At 64.2% G+C, this 21,415-nt stretch carries 17 protein-coding genes; 8 read left to right on the top strand and 9 right to left on the bottom strand.

Going from position 1 to position 21,415, the window contains the following annotated elements; translation table 11 throughout:
• Window positions 1-3 precede the first annotated feature (3 nt).
• Window positions 4-402 (top strand): NUDIX domain-containing protein, encoded by a 399-nt coding sequence (locus tag J5X93_RS12015; RefSeq protein WP_043213342.1) that lies wholly within the window; start codon window positions 4-6, stop codon window positions 400-402.
• A gap of 64 nt (window positions 403-466) precedes the next feature.
• Here the strand turns inward: J5X93_RS12015 and J5X93_RS12010 are convergent, their stop codons facing one another.
• From J5X93_RS12010 to J5X93_RS12000, 4 genes are all read right to left on the bottom strand, one after another.
• Window positions 467-1,018, bottom strand: coding sequence for an ATP-dependent Clp protease proteolytic subunit (locus J5X93_RS12010; protein WP_043213344.1), 552 nt, complete (start codon window positions 1,016-1,018; stop codon window positions 467-469).
• Window positions 1,019-1,066: 48 nt separating this feature from the next.
• Complete coding sequence (locus J5X93_RS12005; RefSeq protein ID WP_182940854.1) at window positions 1,067-1,453, bottom strand: low affinity iron permease family protein; 387 nt, start codon at window positions 1,451-1,453, stop codon at window positions 1,067-1,069.
• Between the two features lie 27 nt (window positions 1,454-1,480).
• Window positions 1,481-1,615 carry a hypothetical protein gene (locus J5X93_RS28300; RefSeq protein ID WP_256664376.1) on the bottom strand — a complete coding sequence of 45 codons (135 nt, stop codon included), beginning with the start codon at window positions 1,613-1,615 and terminating at the stop codon, window positions 1,481-1,483.
• Window positions 1,616-1,716: 101 nt separating this feature from the next.
• On the bottom strand, window positions 1,717-3,960 hold the full coding sequence (locus J5X93_RS12000) for a putative bifunctional diguanylate cyclase/phosphodiesterase (protein WP_043213347.1): 2,244 nt from the start codon (window positions 3,958-3,960) through the stop codon (window positions 1,717-1,719).
• A gap of 141 nt (window positions 3,961-4,101) precedes the next feature.
• Between J5X93_RS12000 and J5X93_RS11995 the strand changes: the two genes are divergently transcribed.
• The 3 genes from J5X93_RS11995 to J5X93_RS11985 all read left to right on the top strand — a co-directional run bounded on the left by J5X93_RS11995 (window position 4,102) and on the right by J5X93_RS11985 (window position 7,552).
• The gene (locus J5X93_RS11995; protein WP_043213350.1) at window positions 4,102-5,721 is read left to right on the top strand and encodes an NADP-dependent glyceraldehyde-3-phosphate dehydrogenase; all 1,620 of its coding nucleotides are present in this window, start codon (window positions 4,102-4,104) and stop codon (window positions 5,719-5,721) included.
• A gap of 111 nt (window positions 5,722-5,832) precedes the next feature.
• On the top strand, window positions 5,833-6,300 hold the full coding sequence (locus tag J5X93_RS11990; RefSeq protein ID WP_043213352.1) for a VOC family protein: 468 nt from the start codon (window positions 5,833-5,835) through the stop codon (window positions 6,298-6,300).
• 61 nt (window positions 6,301-6,361) lie between these two features.
• Window positions 6,362-7,552 carry a DUF8534 domain-containing protein gene (locus tag J5X93_RS11985; protein WP_250034853.1) on the top strand — a complete coding sequence of 397 codons (1,191 nt, stop codon included), beginning with the start codon at window positions 6,362-6,364 and terminating at the stop codon, window positions 7,550-7,552.
• Between the two features lie 128 nt (window positions 7,553-7,680).
• Here the strand turns inward: J5X93_RS11985 and yiaY are convergent, their stop codons facing one another.
• Both yiaY and ilvA read right to left on the bottom strand, forming a co-directional pair.
• The gene (gene yiaY / locus J5X93_RS11980; RefSeq protein ID WP_070573835.1) at window positions 7,681-8,829 is read right to left on the bottom strand and encodes an L-threonine dehydrogenase; all 1,149 of its coding nucleotides are present in this window, start codon (window positions 8,827-8,829) and stop codon (window positions 7,681-7,683) included.
• A 178-nt stretch (window positions 8,830-9,007) separates the two neighbouring features.
• Window positions 9,008-10,570 carry a threonine ammonia-lyase, biosynthetic gene (ilvA, locus tag J5X93_RS11975; RefSeq protein WP_284454595.1) on the bottom strand — a complete coding sequence of 521 codons (1,563 nt, stop codon included), beginning with the start codon at window positions 10,568-10,570 and terminating at the stop codon, window positions 9,008-9,010.
• A gap of 411 nt (window positions 10,571-10,981) precedes the next feature.
• On the opposite strand from ilvA, the gene J5X93_RS11970 reads away from it, so the two are divergent.
• Window positions 10,982-12,073, top strand: coding sequence for a GGDEF domain-containing protein (locus J5X93_RS11970; RefSeq protein ID WP_043213361.1), 1,092 nt, complete (start codon window positions 10,982-10,984; stop codon window positions 12,071-12,073).
• A gap of 69 nt (window positions 12,074-12,142) precedes the next feature.
• Here J5X93_RS11970 and J5X93_RS11965 read toward each other — a convergent pair whose 3' ends face one another.
• Window positions 12,143-13,441, bottom strand: coding sequence for an ATP-binding protein (locus tag J5X93_RS11965; protein WP_043213362.1), 1,299 nt, complete (start codon window positions 13,439-13,441; stop codon window positions 12,143-12,145).
• A gap of 6 nt (window positions 13,442-13,447) precedes the next feature.
• On the bottom strand, window positions 13,448-14,149 hold the full coding sequence (locus J5X93_RS11960) for a response regulator (protein WP_250034850.1): 702 nt from the start codon (window positions 14,147-14,149) through the stop codon (window positions 13,448-13,450).
• A 170-nt stretch (window positions 14,150-14,319) separates the two neighbouring features.
• Here J5X93_RS11960 and J5X93_RS11955 point away from each other — a divergent pair, with 170 nt between their 5' ends.
• The 3 genes from J5X93_RS11955 (at window position 14,320) to mobA (ending at window position 19,266) form a co-directional block, all read left to right on the top strand.
• Window positions 14,320-15,495 carry an efflux RND transporter periplasmic adaptor subunit gene (locus J5X93_RS11955; protein WP_090342658.1) on the top strand — a complete coding sequence of 392 codons (1,176 nt, stop codon included), beginning with the start codon at window positions 14,320-14,322 and terminating at the stop codon, window positions 15,493-15,495.
• 11 nt (window positions 15,496-15,506) lie between these two features.
• The gene (locus J5X93_RS11950; protein ID WP_148921552.1) at window positions 15,507-18,629 is read left to right on the top strand and encodes a multidrug efflux RND transporter permease subunit; all 3,123 of its coding nucleotides are present in this window, start codon (window positions 15,507-15,509) and stop codon (window positions 18,627-18,629) included.
• A 61-nt stretch (window positions 18,630-18,690) separates the two neighbouring features.
• Complete coding sequence (gene mobA, locus J5X93_RS11945; RefSeq protein WP_043215940.1) at window positions 18,691-19,266, top strand: molybdenum cofactor guanylyltransferase MobA; 576 nt, start codon at window positions 18,691-18,693, stop codon at window positions 19,264-19,266.
• Between the two features lie 425 nt (window positions 19,267-19,691).
• Here mobA and J5X93_RS11940 read toward each other — a convergent pair whose 3' ends face one another.
• Window positions 19,692-21,362 carry a fatty acid CoA ligase family protein gene (locus J5X93_RS11940; protein ID WP_043214477.1) on the bottom strand — a complete coding sequence of 557 codons (1,671 nt, stop codon included), beginning with the start codon at window positions 21,360-21,362 and terminating at the stop codon, window positions 19,692-19,694.
• Between the last annotated feature and the right edge of the window lie 53 nt (window positions 21,363-21,415).

The raw sequence follows: 21,415 nt of genomic DNA, 5'->3' as shown, positions 1-21,415 counted from the left end.
TGCATGAAGCCCCTCAAGCATCGCGCTACCGTGATCTGCCGCCATGGCAGGAAAACCCGCAAGTGGTTATGGGTCAGAAAGCCCAAAGCCGCCTGGACATTGCCAGGCGGCAAGATCGAGCCAGGCGAGACCCCGGTGGAGGCGGCCGAACGCGAGCTGTTGGAGGAAACCGGGCTCAGGGCCCGGGAGCTGACCTTCCTGATGCGCTATGAGTCGCCCGCCCGGGTGCATTACGTCTTCGAAGCCGAATTCGCCGACGCCCCGCGGCCCACGGCCAGCCACGAGATCGCCGATTGCTGCTTCGCGCATCTGGATCAGGTGCCCGAACTCAAAGATGACATCAGGCTGCTGATCCAGTCGCTACTCGCCTGTGATCGTGGCCTGGCTGAATCCGTGCGTTGATACTTGACCGGTTTTCGGCGGTGCCCCTTCGCGGGTTTACCGCGAAAGGGCACATCAGCCCGAATCACGCATGGACACTGTGCTGGCAGGCATCGGCCTCGATCGGCATTTCGTCGATGGCGTCGATCATGCCGCTGGCCAGGGCCTCCTTGGCGCCCAGGATGCGCGGATAGGCCATCAGGTAACGCGGCACATCGAGCACTTCGCTAGCCCCCTCGGTCCGTTCGGCCACGATCTGGGCATACAGGCGCAGGTCGTAGTCCAGGCTCATGGCGTATTCGGCCATCCGCGAGTGGTCCACCGAGCCGTGCAAGGTCCAGTGGAACGGATGGAACAGAAACTTGCTCAGCACGCATGCGGTGCGCCGCTCGCCCGCCAGGAACAGAATATTGCCCATGGATTCGACCGTACCCAGGTTGTGGGTATGCACCGGCACCGGCAACGAGCGCAGGAAGTTGTAGAGCGTGAAGCCGTAGCTGCACTCCCCGCCCATGGTCGCGATGTTGATTTGCAGAATATCCGCGCCCTGTTGCAGGGCGCGGGTGCAGGTAGTGATCAGGTTGCCGCAGGTGGATGAATTGATGGGGCCGGTGAAGTGAATGATGTGTCTGGCCATGCTTGCCTCCAAAGTTGGCGAAATCAGTCCAGTGAAGCGGGCAGACGGTCAGTCGGACTCGTAGTTGGCGGCCGGTGGCAAGTCGTCGCAGCCCTCGCCCATCTGCTGGTACTGCTTGCGCAGGGCGTGCAACTTGGCCGGATCCATGTGCTCCAGGTCCAGCAGCGCCTTGTGTGCCTTGTGCGTAGTACGCAGCAGTTCGTCGATCTTGATGTGCAAGACGTCGTTATCGCGGTTCTGGGTGTTCTGGATCAGGAACACCATCAGGAAGGTGATGATGGTGGTCGAGGTATTGATCACCAGTTGCCAGGTGTCGTTGAAGTCGAACAACGGCCCGCTCACGGCCCAGGCCAGGATCAACAACAAGGCGATGGCGAAGGTCAGCGGTCGGCCGGCCCATTTGGCCAGCCATTGGGCGAAACGGTCGAATTTCATGCCGGCGGTCCTCCCTTGCTACCGGCATCAGCCCGGCAGCTTGTCCTCGCCTGGCAGGCCCTGCAAGTCAGGGTCGTCGGGCATGACCTCTGGATCGTCCTCGGGTCGCTCGCTGGCCTGAGGAAGCTGATTGAGTTCGTCGAATTCGGTATCGGTATTCATAGCGCCGCTCCTCTGACAATGCCGGGCGGACGAAATCGCCCCCGGCATCCGGTGGAATCGCCCAGCGCGGCAAAGTTCAAAAACGATGGCGCCAGAGCCGGTCAGAGGCCCAGCGAACGCCCCTTGGTTTGGTGGTCGGCCAGCCAACGCTCCAGCACTGACGCTGGCATCGGCCGCCCGAGCAAAAAGCCCTGGCCTTGGTCGCAGCCAACGTTGCGCAGGAATTCGTACTGCGCCTGGGTCTCGATCCCCTCGGCAGTGATCCGAAAGCCCAGGGCATGGCCCAGGTCGATGATGCCTCGGGCCACCGCTTCGGCGTCATCATCGCCTGGCAGGTCCTTGATGAACGCCCGATCGATCTTCAAGTGATCGATCGGCAGTGCCCGCAGATAGGCCAACGACGAATAGCCCGTGCCAAAGTCGTCCACCGCCGTGACCACGCCCATGGCCTGCAATTGCGCCAGCACCGCACAGGCCTGTTGCTGGCTTTCCATCAGCAGGCTTTCGGTGATCTCCACCTCCAGCAGGCTGGCCGGTAGTTCGTGGCGCGCCAGGGCCGTGGCCAAGCTGGCGACGTAGTCGCTGCGCTCGATCTGCAACGCCGCCACATTGATCGCCAGCGGCCCAGGCAGGCAGTCCGCCGCACGCCAGGCTGCCAGCTGGGCGCAGGCCAGTTCCAGCACCCGCTCACCGAGGGGGATGATGAGCCCGGTGCGCTCGGCCAAGGGGATGAACTCGCCCGGCGAGACCAGTCCATGGTCAGGATCGCGCCAGCGCAACAGGGCCTCGACCCCTTCAAGCCGACCGCTGAACAGGTCCACCTTGGGCTGGTACCACAGCTCGAACTCATCGCATTCCAATGCCCGGCGTAGGTTGCGCTCCAGTTCCAGGCGCTGTTGCAGGCGCTCGGTCATCTCCGCCTGGTAGGGGCGCCAGGCGTTACGCCCGCCCTCCTTGGCCGCGTACATCGCCGTGTCGGCGTGGCGCAGCAGGCTGTCGGCGTCCTCCCCATGCTGCGGGCACCGGGCCACGCCAATGCTGCCGGTGACCAACGCGGCATTGCCATTGAGGTCGAACGGCCGCTGCAGGCACCGCAACAAGGCTTGTATCTGGAGATTGACCTGGCCTTGGCTGCCCTGAAGCATGAACACAAACTCGTCACCGCCCAGACGGCAGAGCCGATCGGCGCTGTGCAGTTCCTGCAGAAAACGTGCAGTGGCTTGTTGCAACAGTAAATCGCCCATCGGATGACCGAGGCTGTCATTGACCTGCTTGAAGCCATCGATATCGAGCATCAGCACCGCCAGACCATGGCCTTGGGCAATCGCCTCGGCGAGTTGGCGTTGAAACAAGACACGGTTGGGCAAGCCAGTAATAGTGTCGTAATGGGCCAGGCGTTCGAGCTGAGCCTGGGACTGTCGCAGCTCGCGGTTACGCTGTTTCAGCAGGCGCTGGTTGCCGTTGAGCTGAGCGACGAACACGCTGAACAGCCCCGTGCAGGTCAAGGCAAACATGAACAGCGGCGACGTGAACAAGCCCAGCACTGGCCATCCGCCCTGTGGGGCGGCGACCATTTGCCAATGGCCGCCGGGCACCTCCACCACCTGGCTGAGCAGCGGCTCATCGAACAAATGCGGATCACCCCAGATCATCGCACCCTCGGCGCCTTTGCCGTCCGTACCGCGGACCGCCACCTGGAAGTCCATGTCCGGTCGCAGGCCCGCAGCCCACAGCAAGCGATCGATATCCGCGACGATCGATACATTGCCCCAGTAGAACCTCACCCCTCGCTTGCCCGTGACGAATACCGGCCGCCGATAGATCAGCGCCCGGCCGCCCTGGAACAGCTGGACCGGCCCGGCCAGCACCGCCTGGCGATGCTCACGGGCCGATTGCAGCATGGGGAACTGGTCGGGCAGGCGACGGTAATCCAACCCAATGATGGCGAGGTTACCTTCACGCGGGTAGACATCAGTGATCACATCATCCGGAGCCAGGGCGATGTGATGCATGTAGGGCACCGACTCGAGGGCATCGAAGGCCATGCCTTGAAAATGCGCCTCGCTGATGCGGCCATCGGTGGCGATCAGTTGCGCAATGCCCTCGGCCTCGCCGAAGGCTGCGCGCAACTGGGCCTCCAGGGCACCACGCACCCCAGACAAACGCGCCGAGATATTGGCGATCTGCTCGCTTTCCTCACGCTGGTTGTCCAAGTGTCCAAGTACCACCGACAGGCCGATGCCGACCACGGCGAAACCGACCGGCAACAGGCGATGGAGCGTGCGCCGCAGCGCGCATTTTGCGGGCGGAGCCGGTTCATCGAGGGAGAGCTGAAGAGTGTTCATGGGCCACGGTCGAGTTCGATTGATCCTGTATCGGCGTGCGGGGGGCAAATTTGAGCCACACTGGTGTTTTTCTACGACAGGGTGCATGCTCACCAGCTGAAGCGTTTCACCAAGCCAAAAACAACGTGAGGTGCCGTACCCATGGATCCTTTGCTCGATTCGCTGTTTCCTGCTGCCGACGACATTCCCGAAGCCTGGCGCCTGGGCGCCCCGCTGGAGCAACGCGACTACCTGGTCGGCGGCCAACTGCGCCGCTGGGACGGCCCATTGGCCACGGTGCGCAGCCCGGTCTGGCTAAAGGAGGGCGACGAGGAACGCCAGGTGATCCTGGGCAGTGCGCCGCTGCTCGATGCCGACACCGCCCTCACCGCTCTGGACGCCGCCGTACAGGCCTACGATAAAGGGCGAGGCACCTGGCCGACCCTGCGCGTGGCCGAGCGTATCCAGCATGTCGAAGCCTTCCTGGCGCGCATGCGCGAGCAGCGCACGGCGGTGGTCAAGCTGCTGATGTGGGAGATCGGCAAGAACCTCAAGGATTCGGAAAAGGAATTCGACCGCACCTGTGACTACATCGTCGACACCATCAACGCCCTCAAAGACCTGGACCGGCGCTCCAGCCGCTTCGAGCTCGAGCAAGGCACCCTCGGCCAGATCCGCCGCGCACCGCTGGGCGTCGCGCTGTGCATGGGCCCCTACAACTACCCGCTCAACGAGACCTTCACCACGCTGATTCCGGCGTTGATCATGGGCAATACCGTCGTGTTCAAGCCGGCCAAATTCGGCGTGCTGCTGATCCGCCCACTGCTGGAGGCATTTCGCGACAGCTTCCCGCCGGGGGTGATCAACGTGATCTATGGCCGTGGCCGCGAGACGGTCAGCGCCCTGATGGCCAGCGGCAAGATCGACGTGTTCGCCTTCATCGGCACCCACAAAGCCGCCAGCGACCTCAAGAAGCTACACCCGCGCCCGCATCGGCTGCGCGCAGCCCTGGGCCTTGACGCCAAGAACCCCGGCATCGTCCTGCCCCAGGTGGACTTGGACAACGCCGTCGAAGAGGCCGTGACCGGCGCCCTGTCGTTCAACGGCCAGCGCTGCACGGCCCTGAAGATCCTGTTCGTCCATGAAGACGTGGTCGAGCCGTTCCTGGACAAGTTCCAGCGCAAGCTCGCTGCGCTCAAGCCCGGCATGCCGTGGGAGCCAGGCGTGGCCCTCACGCCGCTGCCTGAGCCGGGCAAGATTGACTACCTGGACGGTCTAGTGGCCGATGCCACCGCCAAGGGTGCGCGGGTACTCAACGAAGGGGGTGGGCTCAGCCGCGGCTCGTTCTTCTACCCAGCCTTGCTCTACCCTGTCAGCGCCGACATGCGCGTCTACCATGAAGAACAGTTCGGCCCCCTGGTGCCCGTGGTGCCCTACCGCGACCTGCAAACGGTGATCGACTACGTGCTCGACTCCGACTACGGCCAGCAGCTGAGTCTGTTCGGCAACGACCCGCAGACCATCGGCATGCTGGTGGACACCTTCGCCAACCAGGTCGGGCGTATCAACCTCAACGCCCAATGCCAACGCGGGCCAGACACCTACCCGTTCAACGGCCGCAAGAACAGCGCCGAAGGCACCCTGTCGGTGCATGACGCACTGCGCGTGTTCTCGATCCGAACACTGGTGGCGACCAAGTTCCAGCAAGCCAACAAGGAGCTGATCAGCGAGATCATCCGCAACCGTCAGTCGAGTTTCCTGACCACCGATTACATCTTCTGACGCCGGCGCTTATAGAAAATCGATCTAACCGACCTGTCGATTTTCTCTGTGCGCAAACGACTCTAAGCAACAGGGCGCCAACCGGCGCCCTCACGCGAAGGAGAATCGAACATGGCAGTCAAACCCATTCCCGAAGGCCAGCACAGTATTACCCCATACCTGGCCATCAACGACGCCGCCAAGGCCATCGAGTTCTACAAAAAAGCCTTTGGCGCGGTCGAAATGTTCCGCCTGGACGCCCCCGGCGGACGCGTCGGCCATGCCGAGCTGAAGATCGGCGACTCCTCGCTGATGCTTGGCGATCCCTGCGATATGGAAGGCGGCCTGACCGCCAGCCAGAAGCTCGCCGGCGCCGGTGTCGGCCTGCATCTGTATGTGGAGGATTCGGACAAGGTCTTCGCCCAGGCCCTCGCTGCTGGCGCGACACAGCTGCACGCGGTGACGGACCAGTTCTACGGTGACCGCAGCGGCAGTCTGAAAGACCCGTTCGGCAACATCTGGTTCGTCTCCACCCACAAAGAAGACCTCACCCCCGACGAAATCCGCGCCCGCGCCGCGAAGATGTTCGGCGGCAACTGAGCACGGTTGAATGCGCGGCGCGTTTGCTTGAAGCTTGTCGCTCGTAGCTTGGAGCTGCTTCATGCGAATCATCGACAAAACCGCCGCGCAAGTGCGCAGCCTGACCCCGGCCGAAGAGGAACTGTTGGTCGGCTTTGCCACTGGCGCCCTCGCCGGCCCGCGCCTGCTGCAAGCCAACCAGTGGCTGATGAAAGTGCGCAGCGCCAACCAGTGGTTGGCCTGCGATTGCCGGCGCGATGCCCTGCCGGTGCTCAACATCACCCTCAACGGCAGTACCGGCACCTTGTTCCTGCGCAACAACCCTGACACCCCCGAGCACGCTCCGGGCTGCCCGTTCACGAAGGTCGAGCGCGAAGCCAGTGAGCGCACTGAGCAGGCCGCACAACCTGCCGCGTGGCTGGCGCCCGATACTCCACTGCGTCTGCTGGGCGACTTCCACGCTGCCAGCGAAGGTGGCCCAGCCAGCGCCGGAACCGCTACGGAACGTCGCGAACAGCAGCGTTTGCTCTCGGTGCTGCTGACCTGGATGGAAGCCAGCGGGCTCAACGTCTATGCCACGCATGTGAAGAAAGACCTCACCGCTCAGTTCGCCGACCTGCGCGGCGTGGCTGCCCGATACCCGCTGGTCGAGCGTGTACCGGCGAGCAACTACTTGGAAACTCGCCTGGACATGAAGCACATGGTGATGCTCAAGTCCCGTCTGCGCGAAGCCAAGGCCTTCGGTAATCATCGCCGTCATGGGTTGTTGCTCGACTGTGTCGACCAGATCAAGGGACGCAAGGTCTTCAACGCCCGCACCGAGGACGGCTTTGACTTCCAGGGCCACCACCTGTATTGGGACGGCGGCAAGACGCGCGGGCCGTTGCTGGCACTGATGCTCTATTCACCGACCACCGCCGGCAGCCATTTCTACGAGCTGATCCACGTGGCGAGCGTCCCGGTGCTGTCACGTGGGCACCTGTTCCCGGTGTACCGCGACGAAGAGCGCGAGCCGCTCAAAGCCTTGGTGTCGTTGATCGACTGGATGGCGAGCAAGGGGGTCAAGGTGTTGATGCGCAGGCCGGTGATCGGCGGCCAGGTGATGGATGAGCTGGTGCTGACCTCGGATCAGGACCGGGTGCTGTCGGTGTCACTGCTCGAACAACCGATCGGACCTGAGCCAGACACCGAGAACTTCAAGCGCTACGCCGACTTCAAGAGCCTTGAGACCTTCCGCAAGTTCGTCGTCGGCTTCTTCATGCGCGAGCGCTGAAGCCAGCGCTGCCCTCTTCGCGGGTAAACCCGCTCCCACAGGTTCGCTGTTGCCCTGAAGCACAGCGCGGTGCCAGTGGGGGCGGGTTTACCCGCCAAAGCGTCAGTACAGACGCCCCAAGACTTGGCCTAGAACGCCGCCTTGAAGATCGCCTCGATCTGCGCCTGGCTCGCAGGGCGTGGGTTGGTCAGCCCGCAGGCATCCTTCAGGGCATTGGCCGCCAGCAGCGGCACATCCTCGACCTTCGCCCCCAACTCCGCCAGCCCCGCCGGGATCCCGATCGCCGCCGCCAGATGCTCGATGGCCGAAATCGCCGCGCCAGCGCCCTGCTCGGCATCCAGCGCACAGACCTTCACGCCCATGGCCTTGGCCACGTCACGCAGCCGTGCGGCGCTGACCTGGGCGTTGAAGCGCTGCACATGGGGCAGCAACACCGCATTGCACACGCCGTGAGGGAGGTCATAGAAACCACCCAACTGGTGCGCCATGGCATGCACATACCCAAGCGAAGCGTTGTTGAACGCCATGCCGGCGAGGAACTGGGCGTAGGCCATGTTCTCCCGCGCCTTCAGGTCGCCACCATCGGCCACGGCCTGACGCAGGTTGTCGCTGATGAGGGTAATGGCCTTGAGTGCACAGGCGTCGGTAATCGGCGTTGCCGCCGTAGACACATAGGCCTCGATGGCATGGGTCAGGGCATCCATGCCGGTCGCGGCGGTGAGGCTCTGCGGCATGCCGACCATCAACGCCGGGTCGTTGACCGACAGGATCGGCGTCACGTTGCGGTCGACGATGGCCATTTTCACGTGCCGCGCCTCGTCGGTGATGATGCAGAACCGCGTCATCTCGCTGGCGGTGCCGGCGGTGGTATTGATCGCGATCAGCGGCAACTGCGGCTTGCTGGAACGGTCGACGCCCTCGTAATCACTGATGTGACCGCCATTGGTGGCGCATAGGGCGATGCCCTTGGCGCAGTCGTGGGGCGAACCACCGCCCAGGGAAACCACACAGTCGCACCGCGCCTGACGCAGCAAGGCCAGCCCCGCCTCGACGTTGGCGATGCTCGGATTGGGCTTGGCGCCATCGAACACCACCGAATCGATGTCGCGCATGGCCAGCATGCCGGCGATACGCTCGGCGACCCCGGCCTTGACCAACCCAGGGTCTGTGACGATCAGTGCCTTGCGCAGGCCGAAACCTGCGATGGCGGCCATCGCCTCCTCCAGGCAGTCGATACCCATGATGTTGACGGCGGGAATGAAGAACGTGCTGCTCATGGCCGAACCCTCGCGAAAAGTCTGTTTGTCTTCGAGGATCTGCCTGATTGCAGTGAGGGGTGTTGATCCAGCGCAAGGCCACGCCTACAAACGCAGCGTGGCTGACACGCTGAAGGGCCGCAAAGCGGTCCCTGCGCGCTAGGTTCTGCACGAAATGTATCCGCGCTCGAGCGCTGCCCTAGCCCAGGAACAACCGATACGCCGGGTTGTCGGTTTCATCCCAATAGCGATAGCCCATGTCATCCAGGGCCTGGGGCAGGCCTGGCAGCTCATCGCCCGGGACCTCCAGCGCAGCGAACACCCGCGCCTCAGCCGCACCGTGGTTGCGGTAGTGGAACAGGCTGATGTTCCAGCGCTTGCCCAAGCGCTCGAGAAAGCCCAGCAATGCCCCGGGGCGCTCGGGGAACTCAAAGCGCAGCACCCGCTCATCCGCCCCTGGCGCAGCATGGCCGCCCACCGTATGGCGCACGTGCAGCTTGGCCAGTTCGTTGTCGGTCAGGTCCAGCACGTTGTAGCCCTGTTCGCGCAGGCTGGCCAGCAGGCGCTCGCGCGGGTCGTGCTGGGGGTGGGTTTGCACGCCCACGAACAGCCGCGCCTCCTTCCCAGGAAAATAGCGGTAGTTGAATTCGGTGATCTGGCGCTTGCCCAGCGCCTGGCAGAACGCCCGGAAGCTGCCGGGGCGCTCGGGGATGGTAACGGCGATGATCGCCTCGCGCTGCTCACCCAGTTCGGCGCGCTCGGCCACGTGACGCAGGCGGTCGAAATTGACGTTGGCGCAGGAATCGATCGCCACCAGGGTCTGGCCTTGGACGCCTTCGCGGGCCACGTACTTCTTGATCCCGGCCACCGCCAGGGCACCGGAGGGCTCGGTGATCGAGCGGGTGTCGTCGTAGATGTCCTTGATGGCCGCGCACAACTCGTCGCTGCTGACCGTCACCACCTCATCGACAAAATGGCGGCACAACTCGAAGCAATGGGCACCGACCTGCGCCACTGCCACGCCGTCGGCGAACGTACCGACCTGGGGCAGGATCACCCGCTCGCCCGCCGCCAGGGCAGCCTGCAGGCAATTGGAATCCTCTGGCTCCACCCCGATCACCTTGACCTGCGGGCGCAGGTACTTGACGTACGCTGCAATGCCCGCCACCAAGCCACCGCCCCCCACCGGCACAAAGATCGCGTCCAGGGCGCCGGGTTGCTGACGCAGGATTTCCATCGCCACGGTGCCTTGGCCGGCGATCACGTCCGGGTCGTCGAACGGCGGCACGAAGGTCGCGCCGTCGCTGTCGGCCAGTTGCAGGGCATGGGCCAGGGCATGGGGGAAGCTTTCGCCATGCAGTACCACGTGCCCCCCACGCGAGCGCACTCCTTGCACCTTGAGTTCCGGGGTGGTGGTCGGCATGACGATGGTCGCCCGCATGCCCAGCCGCGAGGCGGCCAGCGCCACGCCTTGGGCATGGTTGCCCGCCGACGCCGTGATCACGCCGCGCTCGCGCTGGGCCGGGGTCAGGCGCGACAAACGGGTATAGGCGCCGCGAATCTTGAAAGAGAACGTCGGTTGCAGGTCTTCGCGCTTGAGCAGCACCTGGTTGCCCAGGGTGGCCGACAGCGCAGGTGCCAGTTGCAGGGGTGTCTCGATGGCCAGGTCGTACACCGGGGCGCTGAGAATGCGGCGCACCTGCTCTGAAAGCAGCTGCGCGGGCGAGGCGGTGTTACGAGGGCTGACGCTGAGGTTGGTCATCGATGACTCCTGGTGTTTTCGAGGGCCCAGGAGTCGGAAAGAAAAAACCCGCCTCCAGGGCGGGTTCGGTGCACGTACGCGCTAGCCCGCCAATCCGATAATGGCGGTAATAATAATGGCGCGACGCTGCAGGTATGGGTTCATGGGTTGGGAAATTAGCCCGCCACCCCGTAGGAAGTCAACACCTCCTCTTTCAGGTAAATTCCCCGCCAGGCCTTTATGCGCGTCAATCTAGCGCTTGGCGAGCGGCAGTCGACGCCGCGGTAGCGGTAGCAGACGTTCGCCCGACGGGACGCCAGCACTTGGCTGGACCAGTTGAGCAGTCTGGGCTTGACTCTCTGAGGGCGGAGACATCCGCTGCAGCACAGCGCCAATCAAACACCAGAGAACTTCAAGGAGTTCCCGTCCAGCATGTTCAAGACCATCGAAGACCAGTTGCGCAAGCAGGTGGCCCCCGCTGCGCTGCGCGCCGAATTCCGCCAGCACGAATTCGAGGCCATGCGCCGGTTCTGCCTGCTGATATTCAGCGTCAGCATCGTCATTTGGCTGATCTTCGACCTGATCGTCAGCTACCTGGGCGATCAGGAATTCACCTGGCGATCGATGGTGTTTCTCGCTGCACTGTGCGCCATCACGGTCGTGCTTGGGTTTATCCGCAAAAGCCAGCATTTCGACGTGCTCAACCTGATGTTCATCGCGACCATCACCCTGGGCATGCGCCTGGTGATAGACGGCATTCCCATTGCCCTGCGCCCCGTGTGGCTGGTGTTGGGGGTGTCGACGGTGCTCTACAGCGTTTCGGTGCTGCCGGTACAGCGTTGGTCGTTCTTCTGTGCCATGGCCATCACTTGGCTGGTGCTCAATCCTTTCCAGCACACGCGTATCGAGTTTCTCGAACTCGAAGGTGCGATGTTGACGAGCTATGCGGTGTTTCTTTGCGGGCTGGTGATCTACGCCTATTTGCGGATGCGCCAAGCCAAGCTGCACAACTTCTACCTATCCAAGGTCCTGATGGAGCAGGCCTACATCGATGCCCTGACTGAAATCCCAAACCGCCGGTCGTTCATGCTCAAGGCCGAACAGCAGTTGCAACAGGCCCCATCCGGGCAGTACCTGGCGATGATCGACATCGATAATTTCAAGCGGGTCAACGACCGCTTCGGCCATGACATCGGTGATGAGGTGCTCAAGCGTGTGGCCGCGCACATCAAGGCGAGCATGGCCAGCTATGCCTATGCACGCCTGGGCGGCGAAGAGTTCGCCATCTATTTCCAAGGGCTGGATCAGCAAGGTGCCGAGCGGCAAGTGGGAGCGCTGTGTCAGCGGGTGCGCGAAGACCTGAACGCGCACCCGGTGACCATCAGCATCGGCCTGACCCGCGTCGAGCAGGGTGACACCCTGAGCATGGCGCTGGTGCGGGCCGACCAGGCGCTGTACGAAGCCAAGCACAGTGGCAAGGACCGGTTCGTCTGCTGGTCGGCGCAACTGGCAAAAGGTGCCTAGTGGCTGGGTTGCGCACTCCGATTTACCCGCCAAGAACGCACCTTGGTGTCGGAACAACCTGGCCGTTCTCTAACCTGCCGGCAGACGAATCCTGAACTGCGCGCCACCAAGCGCCGACTGGGCCACGGTCAGTGTCCCGCCCTGCCCCTCGATGGCCCGCCGGCTGATGGCAAGCCCCAGCCCGAAGCCACCGGTACTGCGGTCCCGGCTACGGTCCAGCCGGTAGAACGGCTGGAAGATCCGCTCGCGTTCCTCGGGAGGAATGCCGATGCCGTCGTCTTCCACGGTCACCAGGCACGCGCCGTCTTCTTCCGCGCGCAGGCGCAGCAGCAGGCTCTCGTCGCAATAGCGCATGGCATTGCGCACCAGGTTCTGCACGGCGCGCGCGGTCAGACGGGGGTCGAGCACGAAACGCGGCAACCGGGTCTCGGCCCGCACTTCCCACTGAATGCCCCGCCCGTCGAGCTCTTCGGCGAACCCGCCGAGCACGCTGTCGACCAGCTCCAGCAATGACACCTCGACCCGCTCGCGGGCCTGGTCGGCATTCTGCAGGCGGCTGTAGGACAGCAGCTCCAGCACCAGCTCATCGAGTTCACGCACGTGCCCGACCAGTTCCAGCAGGCGCTTGCGGCATGGTGGTGGCACCTCATCGAACAACAGCACCAGGCCGAAATCCAGCCGAGTCAGCGGTGTGCGCAACTCGTGGGACACCGCATTGAGCAGCTCGCGCTGCTGATTGACATGCCGCTCCAGGTCGCTGGCCATGGTGTCGAATACCCCGGCCAGCTCGCCGATGTTCGAGCGCGGTGAAATATGTGTCCTTTCGGCCATCTGCCCCTGGCCCAGACGCCGGGCGGTTTCCTTCAGGCGTTCCAGATCACGCCAGTGCGGCCACACCCACAGCAGCAGGCAACCGAGCATGGCGGCGCCGATCAGCACCGTGACTCCCCAGGACAACAGGTTGATGTCCAACGGGTCCGGTGGGGTGTACAGGCTCACCAGCCAGTCCTGGTCCAACGGCGCCAGGGCGGTGTCGTAGTAGCCCCAGTCGGCGATACGCACCACGTTCTGGCCTTGCGTCAGGCGCGCGCGCTCCGGCGCCGTCAGTTCGGCCTGGTCCATGCGCAGCAATTTGATTTCCAGTGGCGCGAAGCTCTGCGCCAATTGCCGCTCCACCTGCGGCCACTGCTCGCGCGGGGTTTGCTGGAACTGGCGCACCAGCAGCGATTGCACGCCCTTGGCCTGCTCCAGGTTGTAGGCCATGAAGCGGTCATGGAACAGGCCGACGATGGTGTCGGGGATGAACAGCAGGGCGCCGGCGTAGGCGGCGATGATCACCAGATACAGGCGCACCAGAATCTTCAGCATGGCGTGTCAGTACTCCCACTCGACCCGGCTGAACAGATAACCCTTGCCCCACACAGTCTTGATCTTGCGCGCCTCACCGGCGTGGTCATCGAACTTGCGCCGCAGCTTGGAGATGGCCACGTCCACCGAGCGGTCGGTGCCGTTGAACTCGATGCCGCGCAATTGCTGGAGAATGCGGTCGCGGCTGAGCACCTCGCCGGCATTGCGGGCCAGCACCACCAACAGGTTGTACTCGCTGCTGGACAGCTCCACCTCGTCGCCGCGCCAGGTGACGACACGCTCGGCCAGGTCGATGCGCAAGCCCCCGACCTGGATCAGGTCACTGTCCAGGCGAGGTTCGTTGACCATGCTGCGACGCAGCAAAGTGCGTACCCGTGCCAGCAGCACGCGTGGCTCACACGGCTTGGTGACGTAATCGTCGGCGCCCATCTCCAGCCCCAACACCTGGTCGTGGCTGTCGTCGCGGGCAGTGAGCATGAGGATCGGCAGGGATTGCGACTCCTGACGCAGCAAGCGGCATACCTGCAGGCCATCCAGACCCGGCAACATCAGGTCAAGCACCACCAGATCGGGCTTTTGCCGGCGGAACTCTTCCAGCACGTGGTCGCCTCGGGCAATCACCCGGACGTGAAAATCGTTTCGTTGCAAGTAGCTGGCGATCAGTTCGGACAAGGCACTGTCGTCTTCGACCAGGAGAATATTCGGCATAGGCGGTGAGAAGAACGGGTGAATGAAGAGGATTGACGCGCTGCAGGATATAGAATCCCATGGCCGTCAATGAGAATTCTTACACTTTTTCACATTCGCCCTACATAGCTTCACAGCCAACGCAGGAGCGGCTGCCTTAGCATAGGCTCGGTCATTTTCGGAAGATCCGCATGTCAATTTCTTTCCCTTTTCGTCTGCGCCCCCTGGCGCTTCTGGCGCTGCTGACCCTGTCGTTGGCCGGCTGCGACGACGCCGCCGAGCAGGACGCACAGACACCCCCGCCCCAGGTCCGGGTCGAAACCGTGCAGGTTCAGCCCCTGGCCATCAGCACTGAGCTCAGCGGTCGCATCCTCGCGCCGCGCACCGCCGAGGTCCGCGCACGGGTCAGCGGCGTGGTGCTCAAGCGCGTGTACCGCGAAGGCAGCGACGTCAAACAGGGCGATGTCCTGTTCTTGATCGATCCTGCGCCGTTCAAGGCCGACCACGACGCCGCCCGCGCCACCCTGGCCAAAGCCGAGGCCAACCTGTACCAGGCGCGCCTGCAAGAGCAGCGTTACCGCGAGCTGGTGGACGACAAGGCAGTCAGCCGCCAGGAGTACGACAATGCCCGCGCCGCCTTCCTCCAGGCCGGCGCTGTCGTGGCCGAGGCCAAGGCAGCCCTGGAACGTGCCCGCCTGAACCTAGGCTACGCCACAGTCACCGCGCCGATTTCCGGACGCATCGGCAGGGCCCTGGTCACCGAGGGCGCATTGGTGGGCCAGAACGAAACCACACCGCTGGCGACCATCCAGCAGTTGGACCCGATCCACGCCGACGTCACCCAGTCGACCCGCGAGCTCAACACCCTTCGCCGGGCCATGCGCGCCGGCGAGTTGCAGCAGGTCGGCGAAGGCCAGGCCAGGGCGACCTTGATCCAGGACGACGGCACGGCCTATCCGCTGCCGGGCAAGCTGCTGTTCTCAGACATCAGCGTCGACCCGAGCACCAACCAGATCACCCTGCGCAGCGAGTTCCCCAACCCGGACCTCGACCTGCTGCCGGGTAGCTATGTGCGCGTGCGCCTGGACCAGGCCGTGCAACCGAAGGGCATCAGCGTGCCGCAGCGCGCGATCCTGCGCGACAGCGCCGGTGTGCCCAAGGTGCTGGTGGTCGATGAGCAGGCGCGCATCAGCGAACGCCAGGTGGTACTGGGCAACGCCCAGGGCGATCGCTGGATCGTCACCCAGGGGCTGGCCGCAGGCGAGCGCGTGGTGATCGAAGGCCTGCAACACGTCAAGGCAGGCGACCAGGTCCAGGTCGACACTGCCCCAGATGCCCTGCCCATCGTTCAGCACACTGGCCAGTGAGGGCCTGATTCATGCCGCAGTTCTTCATCGACCGCCCGGTGTTCGCCTGGGTGGTCGCGCTGTTCATCCTGCTTGCCGGCGCCCTGGCCCTGCCCCAGTTGCCGGTGGCCCAATACCCCAACGTGGCGCCGCCACAGGTGGAGATCTACGCGGTCTACCCGGGCGCCTCGGCGGCGACCATGGACGAAAGCGTGGTCAGCCTGATCGAGCAGGAGCTCAACGGCGCCGACAACCTGTTGTACTTCGAGTCCCAGAGCAGCCTGGGTAGCGCCACCATCACTGCCACCTTCGAGCCGGGCACCCACCCGGACCTGGCCCAGGTGGACGTGCAGAACCGCCTTAAGGTGGTCGAGTCACGCCTGCCACGCCCGGTGACGCAGCAGGGCCTGCAAGTGGAGAAGGTCTCCACGGGCTTTTTGCTGCTGGCCACCCTCACTTCCGAGGACGGCAGCCTCGATGAGACCGCCCTCTCCGATATCCTCGCGCGCAACGTGATGAACGAGATCCGCCGCCTCAAGGGCGTGGGCAAGGCCCAGCTGTATGGCTCGGAGCGAGCCATGCGGATCTGGATCGACCCGCAGAAGCTGATCGGTTTCAACCTCACGCCCAATGACGTGGCCGACGCCATTGCCGCGCAGAACGCCCAGGTCGCCCCCGGCAGCATCGGCGATCTGCCGGGGCGCGGCACTCAGGAAATCACCGCCAACGTGGTGGTCAAGGGCCAGTTGGGCACACCCGAGGAATTTGCCGCCATCGTCCTGCGCGCCAACCCCGACGGCTCCACGGTGACCATCGGCGATGTCGCCCGGGTGGAGATCGGCGCCCAGGAATACCAGTACGGCACACGCCTCAACGGCAAACCGTCCACCGCCTTCAGCGTCCAGCTCTCACCGGGCGCCAACGCCATGGAGACCGCGACCCTGGTGCGGGCCAAGATGGAAGAGCTGGCACGTTACTTCCCCGAGGGCGTGCGCTATGACATCCCCTACGACACCTCACCCTTCGTCAAGGTGTCGATCCAGCAAGTGATCAGCACCCTGTTCGAGGCCATGCTGCTGGTGTTCCTGGTGATGTTCCTGTTCCTGCAGAACATCCGCTACACGCTGATTCCGACCTTGGTGGTGCCCGTGGCGCTGATGGGAACCTTCGCCACGATGCTCGCACTGGGCTTTTCGGTGAACGTGCTGACGTTGTTCGGCATGGTCCTGGCCATCGGCATTCTGGTGGACGATGCCATCGTGGTGGTGGAGAACGTCGAACGGATCATGGCCGAGGAAGGCCTCTCGCCCAAGCAGGCCACGCGCAAGGCCATGGGCCAGATCAGCGGCGCCATCGTCGGCATCACCCTGGTGCTGGTGGCGGTGTTCCTGCCGATGGCCTTCATGAAGGGCTCGGTGGGGGTGATCTACCAGCAGTTCTCGGTGTCGATGGCGGTATCGATCCTGTTCTCGGCGTTCCTGGCCCTGAGCCTGACTCCGGCCCTGTGCGCGACCCTGCTCAAGCCCTTGGCCAAAGGCGAGCACCACGAGCGCAAGGGCTTCTTCGGCTGGTTCAACCGTCGCTTCGAACGCATGAGCGAAGGCTATCAACACTGGGTGGTGCATGCCCTCAAGCGCAGCGGCCGCTACCTGTTGGTCTACGGCGTACTGCTGGCGGTGCTCGGCTATGGCTTCAGCCAACTGCCGAGCGCCTTCCTGCCAACCGAGGACCAGGGCTACACCATCACCGACATCCAGTTGCCGCCGGGTGCCAGTCGCATGCGCACCGAGCAGGTGGCCGCGCAGATCGAGGCGCACAACGCCGGCGAGCCTGGCGTGGGCAACACCACGCTGATCCTGGGCTTCAGCTTCTCGGGCAGCGGGCAGAACGCCGCACTGGCATTCACCACGCTCAAGGACTGGTCCGAGCGCGGTGCCAAGGACAGCGCCCAATCGATCGCCGACCGCGCAACCGAGGCCTTTGCCCAGCTCAAGGACGCGGTGGCGTATTCCGTGCTGCCACCACCCATCGACGGGCTGGGTGAGTCCACCGGCTTCGAGTTCCGCTTGCAGGACCGCGGCGGCATGGGCCACGAGGCATTGATGGCAGCCCGAGACCAATTGCTGGACGAGGCCCGCAAGAGCAAAGTGCTGACCAACGTGCGCGAAGCCTCGCTGGCCGAGAGCCCGCAGGTCCAGCTGGAGATCGACCGACGCCAGGCCAACGCGTTGGGCGTGTCGTTCGCCGACATCGGCGCGGTGCTCGACACGGCCGTGGGCTCGAACTACGTCAACGACTTCCCCAACCAGGGCCGCATGCAGCGGGTGGTGGTGCAGGCCGAAGGCGATCAACGCAGTCAGGTGGAAGATCTGCTCAAGATTCACGTGCGCAACAGCAGCGGCAAGATGGTGCCTCTGGGGGCGTTCGTGCAGGCCAAGTGGGTCAGTGGCCCGGTGCAGTTGACCCGCTACAACGGCTACCCGGCGGTGTCCATCTCCGGAGAGCCTTCCGCTGGCTACAGCTCCGGCGAGGCCATGACCGAAATCCAGCGCCTGGTCGACCAGTTGCCGGCCGGCGCAGGCCTTGAATGGACGGGCCTATCGCTGCAGGAGCGGTTGTCCGGCAGCCAGGCGCCGCTGCTGATGGCGTTGTCGCTGCTGGTGGTGTTCCTGTGCCTGGCGGCGCTGTACGAGAGCTGGTCGATCCCCACCGCAGTGTTGCTGGTGGTCCCGCTGGGCGTGCTCGGCGCCGTGCTGGCGGTGACCTTGCGCGGCATGCCCAACGATGTGTTCTTCAAGGTCGGCCTGATCACCCTGATCGGCCTGTCGGCGAAGAACGCCATCCTGATCATCGAGTTCGCCAAAAGCCTGGTGGACCAGGGGCAAGACCCGGTCAGCGCCGCGGTGCAGGCCGCGCGTCTGCGCTTGCGGCCAATCGTGATGACCTCGCTGGCGTTCATCCTCGGCGTGGTGCCCCTGGCCATCGCCACAGGCGCAAGTTCAGCGAGCCAACAAGCCATCGGCACCGGCGTGATCGGCGGCATGCTCAGCGCCACCCTGGCGGTGGTGTTCGTGCCGGTGTTCTTCGTGGTGGTGATGCGCCTGGCCGGGCGACGCCAGGCCAAGGACAGCCAGGCGCAGCCCCACGAAGCCTGACTGGACAACACCTGCGTGACATGGGAGGGTTCCGGGCAATGACTGCCTGGAACCCTTTTTCATGTCTGCTCCCCTGCCCCCTTGTTCCGTTCTCATTCTTGCCGGCGGCCGCGGCCAGCGCATGGGCGGCCGCGACAAAGGCCTGGTGCCCTGGCACGGCGAGCCGCTGGTGGCCCATGTGCAGCGGGTGGTACGGCCGCTGAGTGACGATGTGGTGATCTCGTGCAACCGCAACCACGAGGCATACCGGGCCTATGCCGATCAGTTGGTGTCCGACGCCGAGGCGGACTTCCCCGGCCCGCTGGCCGGCGTAATCGCCGGGCTCGCGGCAGCACGGCATGACTGGGTGGTGGTGCTGGCGTGCGATGCCCCACGCCTGGATCAAGCGTTGGTCACCGACCTGCTGCGCCTGGCAGTCGAGCACGACAGCCCGGCCATGGTGCGCCAAGGTGGGTTCTGGCAGCCGATGTTCAGTGTGTTGCCACGCAAGGTATTGCCGCTGCTGGAACAGGCCTGGAGCACTGGCGAACGGAGCTTGCAGAAGGCCCTGTTGCGCACGTCCGTGCAAGGGCTGGAATGTACCGAGACAGATAGTCGGCTGAGCAACTTCAACAGCCCCCAGTGGCTCGAACAGTGACCAAGGCCGCTGCGCGGCCCATAGCAGGCTTGGCCAGTACCCCCAGGCGCCATCCCCGACCGCACGGATATTTGCTACACGTCATCCCAGACACCACCACCAACCGCACGGATACTTACTACACGCCAGCCCAGACACCACCAATCGCGACCTCAGAAGGCCAAGTGGAGGTGTCTGGAGGGGTTGGCGCGCAGCGCCCTTCGGCGCAGCCGAAGTCGCGAGATGGAGGCTTGCGCAGCAAGCCGGAGGCCGCAAAGCCCCGCAAGGCACCGGAGCGCAGGGAACCCCGGAGCGCAGCGCAGGGGCCGTATGGGGGAGCCAACGGCTTTGGTTACTTTGGCCAAGACCAAAGTAACCCGCAGTAAAGGCGGAAAGCGTCAGCCGTGCCACCACAAAAAAATGGACACAACCAAAAAAACCCAAACCTACCCTTTCAACGCCTCGATACTGATCTCCCGCATCCGAAACTTCTGCACCTTCCCCGTCACCGTCATCGGAAACTCCTCCACGAAGCGGAAGTAACGCGGCACCTTGAAGTGCGCGATGCGGGCCTTGGCCCACTCGCGCAGTTCCTCTTCGCTGGCGACATGCCCAGGATGCAAGCGAATCCAGGCCACGATCTCCTCGCCATACTTGCTGCACGGAATACCGATCACCTGCACATCGGCCACCGCCGGATGGGTGAAGAAGAACTCCTCCAACTCACGCGGATAAATGTTTTCGCCGCCACGAATGATCATGTCCTTGCTGCGCCCGACGATGCGCACATACCCATGCTCGTCCATTACCGCCAGGTCACCGGTGTGCATCCAGCCCTCGGCGTCGATGCTCTCGGCGGTGGCCTTGGGGTTGTTCCAGTAACCGAGCATCACGCTGTAGCCGCGGGTGCACAGCTCGCCGATCTGCCCTCGGGGCACGGTGGCACCTTCGGCGTCGATGATCTTGTTTTCCAGCCGAGGCTGGGTACGGCCCACCGTGGTCACGCGCAGTTCCAGCTCATCGTCCGGGCCGGTCTGCAGCGACACCGGGCTGGTCTCGGTCATGCCATAGGCGATCTGCACCTCGGCCATGTGCATCTCGTCGATCACCCGGCGCATCACCTCGATCGGGCAGGTGGCGCCCGCCATGATGCCGGTGCGCAGGCTGGAGAGGTCGAATTCACCGCGCTGAGGATGATCGAGCTCGGCGATGAACATCGTCGGCACCCCATAGAGCGCGGTGGCATGTTCCTCGGCCACCGCGCGCAGGGTGGCCAGCGGGTCGAAGGCGTCGTTGGGGTAGATCAGGGTGCTACCGTGGGTGAGGCAGCCCAGGTTGGCCATGACCATGCCGAAACAGTGATACAGCGGCACCGGCACCACCAGGCGGTCGTGCTCGGTCAGGCCCAGGCTTTCGCCGACCATGTAGCCGTTGTTGAGAATGTTCTGGTGGCTCAGGGTCGCCCCTTTGGGAAAACCGGTGGTGCCCGAGGTGTACTGGATGTTGATCGGATCGTTTGGCTGCAACTGCGCCTGGCGCTCGGCCAACGCCTGTGCGCTGACCTCATCGGCACGTGCCTGCAAATCATCCCAGGCGAGAAAGCCCGCCGGGGGTTCCTTGGCCAGGCTGATGACCCCGCGCAACTCAGGCAACCGTTCGCAGTGCAGCTCACCTGGGCGGCTGCCCTGCAGCCCCGGCACCAGGCTCAGCAGCATGGCGTGGTAGTCGGAGGTCTTGAAGGCACCTGCGCAGATCACCCAGCGGCAACCAGCCTGCCCCAGCGCATAGTCCAGTTCGCTGCTGCGATACGCCGGATTGATGTTGACCAGGATGGCCCCGACTTTGGCGCTGGCGAACTGGGTGATGCACCACTGGGCGCAGTTCGGTGCCCAGATGCCCAGACGATCGCCGGCCTGTACACCCAGGGCCATCAATGCACGAGCATGGCGGTCGACGGCCTCGGCCAGCTCGCGCCAGGTGTAGCGCAGCCCTTGGTGACGGACGATCAGGGCGTCGCGATCAGGGAAGCGCGCGACGGTGGCGTCGAAGGCATCGCCGATACAGTGAGTGAGCAAGGCCTTGTCCGGGCTGCCCTGGGAGTAGCTTGGCTCAGGCATGGGGGTTCTCTTGTTGTTCTGGCGTTTACCGATCGGCCTCCTCGCGGGTAAAC

This window comes from Pseudomonas sp. BYT-1, assembly GCF_023611805.1.
GTDB lineage: Bacteria > Pseudomonadota > Gammaproteobacteria > Pseudomonadales > Pseudomonadaceae > Aquipseudomonas > Aquipseudomonas guariconensis.
This window is presented reverse-complemented; position numbering and strand designations above follow the sequence as displayed.

Coding starts and splice junctions, on each gene's coding strand:
- J5X93_RS12015 (WP_043213342.1), top strand. CDS start 4: ATGAAGCCCCTCAAGCATCGCGCTACCGTGATCTGCCGCCATGGCAGG.
- J5X93_RS12010 (WP_043213344.1), bottom strand. CDS start 1,018: ATGGCCAGACACATCATTCACTTCACCGGCCCCATCAATTCATCCACC.
- J5X93_RS12005 (WP_182940854.1), bottom strand. CDS start 1,453: ATGAAATTCGACCGTTTCGCCCAATGGCTGGCCAAATGGGCCGGCCGA.
- J5X93_RS28300 (WP_256664376.1), bottom strand. CDS start 1,615: ATGAATACCGATACCGAATTCGACGAACTCAATCAGCTTCCTCAGGCC.
- J5X93_RS12000 (WP_043213347.1), bottom strand. CDS start 3,960: ATGAACACTCTTCAGCTCTCCCTCGATGAACCGGCTCCGCCCGCAAAA.
- J5X93_RS11995 (WP_043213350.1), top strand. CDS start 4,102: ATGGATCCTTTGCTCGATTCGCTGTTTCCTGCTGCCGACGACATTCCC.
- J5X93_RS11990 (WP_043213352.1), top strand. CDS start 5,833: ATGGCAGTCAAACCCATTCCCGAAGGCCAGCACAGTATTACCCCATAC.
- J5X93_RS11985 (WP_250034853.1), top strand. CDS start 6,362: ATGCGAATCATCGACAAAACCGCCGCGCAAGTGCGCAGCCTGACCCCG.
- yiaY (WP_070573835.1), bottom strand. CDS start 8,829: ATGAGCAGCACGTTCTTCATTCCCGCCGTCAACATCATGGGTATCGAC.
- ilvA (WP_284454595.1), bottom strand. CDS start 10,570: ATGACCAACCTCAGCGTCAGCCCTCGTAACACCGCCTCGCCCGCGCAG.
- J5X93_RS11970 (WP_043213361.1), top strand. CDS start 10,982: ATGTTCAAGACCATCGAAGACCAGTTGCGCAAGCAGGTGGCCCCCGCT.
- J5X93_RS11965 (WP_043213362.1), bottom strand. CDS start 13,441: ATGCTGAAGATTCTGGTGCGCCTGTATCTGGTGATCATCGCCGCCTAC.
- J5X93_RS11960 (WP_250034850.1), bottom strand. CDS start 14,149: ATGCCGAATATTCTCCTGGTCGAAGACGACAGTGCCTTGTCCGAACTG.
- J5X93_RS11955 (WP_090342658.1), top strand. CDS start 14,320: ATGTCAATTTCTTTCCCTTTTCGTCTGCGCCCCCTGGCGCTTCTGGCG.
- J5X93_RS11950 (WP_148921552.1), top strand. CDS start 15,507: ATGCCGCAGTTCTTCATCGACCGCCCGGTGTTCGCCTGGGTGGTCGCG.
- mobA (WP_043215940.1), top strand. CDS start 18,691: ATGTCTGCTCCCCTGCCCCCTTGTTCCGTTCTCATTCTTGCCGGCGGC.
- J5X93_RS11940 (WP_043214477.1), bottom strand. CDS start 21,362: ATGCCTGAGCCAAGCTACTCCCAGGGCAGCCCGGACAAGGCCTTGCTC.